Annotated in this window: 2 protein-coding genes; both read right to left on the bottom strand. The window is 68.6% G+C overall.

Annotated elements, in window-relative coordinates; genetic code table 11:
• Positions 1–376: 376 nt before the first annotated feature.
• Complete coding sequence (locus ACY45C_RS05775; protein WP_462186613.1) at positions 377–1,057, bottom strand: CGNR zinc finger domain-containing protein; 681 nt, start codon at positions 1,055–1,057, stop codon at positions 377–379.
• A 247-nt stretch (positions 1,058–1,304) separates the two neighbouring features.
• The gene (gene thiC, locus ACY45C_RS05770; protein ID WP_462186623.1) at positions 1,305–3,077 is read right to left on the bottom strand and encodes a phosphomethylpyrimidine synthase ThiC; all 1,773 of its coding nucleotides are present in this window, start codon (positions 3,075–3,077) and stop codon (positions 1,305–1,307) included.
• Positions 3,078–3,165 lie beyond the last annotated feature (88 nt).

Below are 3,165 nucleotides of genomic sequence, written 5' to 3'. Positions count from 1 at the left end.
GGGTGGAGTCTGCAGCCAGATGAGGATATCGTCGATGCTCCCTGCGGTCCCCCGCCGGACGTCCTCGAACACGTCGATGCTACGCGCCGTCCTACCCGCCAGCTCCGAAGCGATGATCTACATCGCCATGATTGACAACCTCGCCAAACACGTAACAGGCGTGAGGTGCCCCGGGTCTGGTGGAGACTACGCCCGCGGCTCAGTGCGAGGCCGACGCCCAAGGGCCAACGCCACCGATGCGTTCGACATCCTTGATTCTTTCTACTGCGCCGCTGCCTGCCGGTCAATTGAGCGGCTAGACCATGCCCTCCGGCTGGAGGACCTGGCCGCCCACGCCGGGATGAGTCGCCGAACCTTCACCCGCCGCTTCGCTACGTCAGCACCTACGCGACGCCATCGCAGTCCCCCGAACGCCTACCGCAGAACCTTCCGCGGCTAAGGCGCCAGGAGCGCGTCCAGTGGTGAGGCGGGCCCGGTGCGCCCGCGCCTTGGCCCGGTTGCCGCAGATGGCCATGCTGCACCAGCGACGCTGGTGGGCCTTGGTGCGGTCATAGAACCACAGCGTGCAGGTCGGGCCGTCGCAGTTGCGGACGAGCGACCGGTTGCCATGCGCGAACAGGTCCGCGGCGGCCCGCGCCGGCAAGGCGAGGAGAACCTCGGCGGATGCCCACGTCCCGCTTTCGACGATCGCGGGGGTACCGCCGACGCGGGTAAGCCGCGCGTACCGATGGTCGGTGGCCAACAGCCCATTCAGTCGCGACAGCGTGGGTTCGTCCGGCACGGTGGAGCTGCCGCCCGCCCAGGCGCCGATAAGCGGCCGCAGCCACTCCCGGAGCTCGACCGCGGCGACGGCGATGCGGTCGAGCTCCTCGGGCCCGAACCGAGCAGGCAGCGCCTCTCGTTCGGCCGTGCCGACAAGCCCCGCGAGCTGGAGCCAGCGCAGGTAGCTCCGCCCATCGGCGATCAACTCGATCGGGCCGTCCGCCGAGAAGGCGAGGCTGTTGACGAAGTCCAGCACCGGATGATCGCCCAACCCGATCAGCACGTCCGGGTTCATCGGAGACCTCCCCTCGAGCCGATCGCCCAAATAACCACTCCACTTCCTCTTGAGAGGTTACTCCCCCGCCAAAGTAATCGTCTTAGCTATCTTTTTTAGATATCTTTTATGGACCACTGGACCACTGGACCACTGGACCACTGGACCACTGGACCACTGCGCCCGCTGAGCCCCCTGCGCCCGACGGGGCCCGCCGCTGACCGGCAGGAGCCCGTCGGGACGGTCGGTCAGGAGTTGGCCACGGCGGTCAGGAGTTGGCCACCGGAAGGTAGATCCGATTGCCGGCGGCGTTGAACTCGGCGGCCTTCTCCCGCAGGCCGGCGGTGACCGCCTCGTCGCCGGCCGGGCCCGCGCCATGCCCGGCCGGGTCCAGCCCGTCCCCGCCCGCGTGTGCCCGCACCTGGTGGGAAATCTTCATCGAGCAGAAGTGCGGGCCGCACATCGAACAGAAGTGCGCCGACTTCGCGGCCGGGGCCGGCAGCGTCTCGTCGTGGAACGCGCGTGCGGTGTCGGGGTCGAGCGCGAGGTGGAACTGGTCAGCCCAGCGGAATTCAAACCGGGCGTCCGACAGGGCGTCATCCCAGGCCTGCGCGCCGGGATGACCCTTGGCGAGGTCGGCGGCGTGCGCGGCGATCTTGTAGGCGATGACGCCGGCCTTGACGTCGTCCCGGTCAGGCAAGCCGAGATGCTCCTTCGGGGTGACGTAACAGAGCATGGCGGTACCGGCCCATCCGATCATCGCCGCCCCGATCGCGGAGGTGATGTGATCGTAGCCGGGGGCGATGTCGGTGGTCAGCGGCCCGAGGGTGTAGAACGGCGCGTCGTGGCACAGCTCCCGCTGCAGCTGCACGTTCTCCTCGATCTTGTTCATGGGCACGTGCCCGGGGCCCTCGATCATCACCTGGACGTCGTGCTCCCACGCCACCTGCGTCAACTCGCCCAGGGTGGCGAGCTCGGCGAGCTGTGCCTCATCGTTCGCGTCCGCGATGGACCCGGGCCGCAGGCCGTCGCCCAGGGAGAACGTGACGTCGTACGCGGCGAAGATCTCGCACAGCTCGGCGAAGTGGGTGTAGAGGAAGTTCTCCTCGTGATGGGCCAGGCACCAGGAGGCCAGAATCGAGCCGCCGCGCGAGACGATCCCGGTCCTGCGCCGCGCGGTCAGCGGCACGTAGCGCAGCAACACCCCCGCGTGGACCGTCATGTAGTCCACACCCTGCTCGCGCTGCTCGATCACGGTGTCCCGGTAGACCTCCCAGGACAGCTTCTCCGGCCGGCCACCGACCTTCTCCAACGCCTGGTAGATCGGCACGGTCCCGACCGGCACCGGCGCGTTGCGGATGATCCACTCACGGGTCAGGGCGATGTCCGACCCGGTCGAGAGGTCCATCACGGTGTCCGCGCCCCAGCGGGTCGCCCACACCATCTTCTCGACCTCTTCCTCGATTGAGGAGGTAACGGCCGAGTTGCCGAGGTTCGCATTGATCTTCACGAGAAACGCACGGCCGATCGCCATCGGCTCGGACTCGGGATGGTTCACGTTCGCCGGCAGCACGGCCCGCCCCGCGGCGATCTCCGCCCGCACCGTCTCGACGGGAAGACCCTCCCGCAGGGCGACGAACTCCATCTCCCGAGTGATCTGACCGCGGCGGGCGTAGCCCAGCTGGGTTACGGAAGGCCGTCCCGGCACCGCCCGACGGGGCACTCGCACCTGCCCGCTGAGATCCGTCCCGCCAAGACCGGGCGTCCCAGAACCGGGCGCCCCGGTCCCGGGAACGGTCCGCTGCTCATCCGGCGCGGTGTCGCCACGCTGGGCGATCCAGCTGTCCCGCGTCGCCGGCAGACCCCGGCGCACGTCGATGGTCACCCCCGGATCGGTATATGGACCGGAGGTGTCGTACACCACGACGGTGTCACCCGTGGTCAGCACGATCTCCCGCATCGGCACCCGCAGATCGGGATCCGCACCGACCAGCCAGGTCTTGCGGCTGCCCGTCAGCGGACCCGTCGAGACCGCCGTCATCGCCGCGGCCGAGATGGACGAGGAGGAGGACGAGATAGACGAAGAGGAGGACGAGACAGAGGAGGACGAACGGTCGGTGCGCGACACC

The organism is Frankia sp. CcWB2 (assembly GCF_977927585.1).
This window is presented reverse-complemented; position numbering and strand designations above follow the sequence as displayed.

Excerpts from the sequence above, each read along its gene's own strand:
- thiC (WP_462186623.1), bottom strand. The coding sequence starts at position 3,077 with ATGACGGCGGTCTCGACGGGTCCGCTGACGGGCAGCCGCAAGACCTGG.
- ACY45C_RS05775 (WP_462186613.1), bottom strand. The coding sequence starts at position 1,057 with ATGAACCCGGACGTGCTGATCGGGTTGGGCGATCATCCGGTGCTGGAC.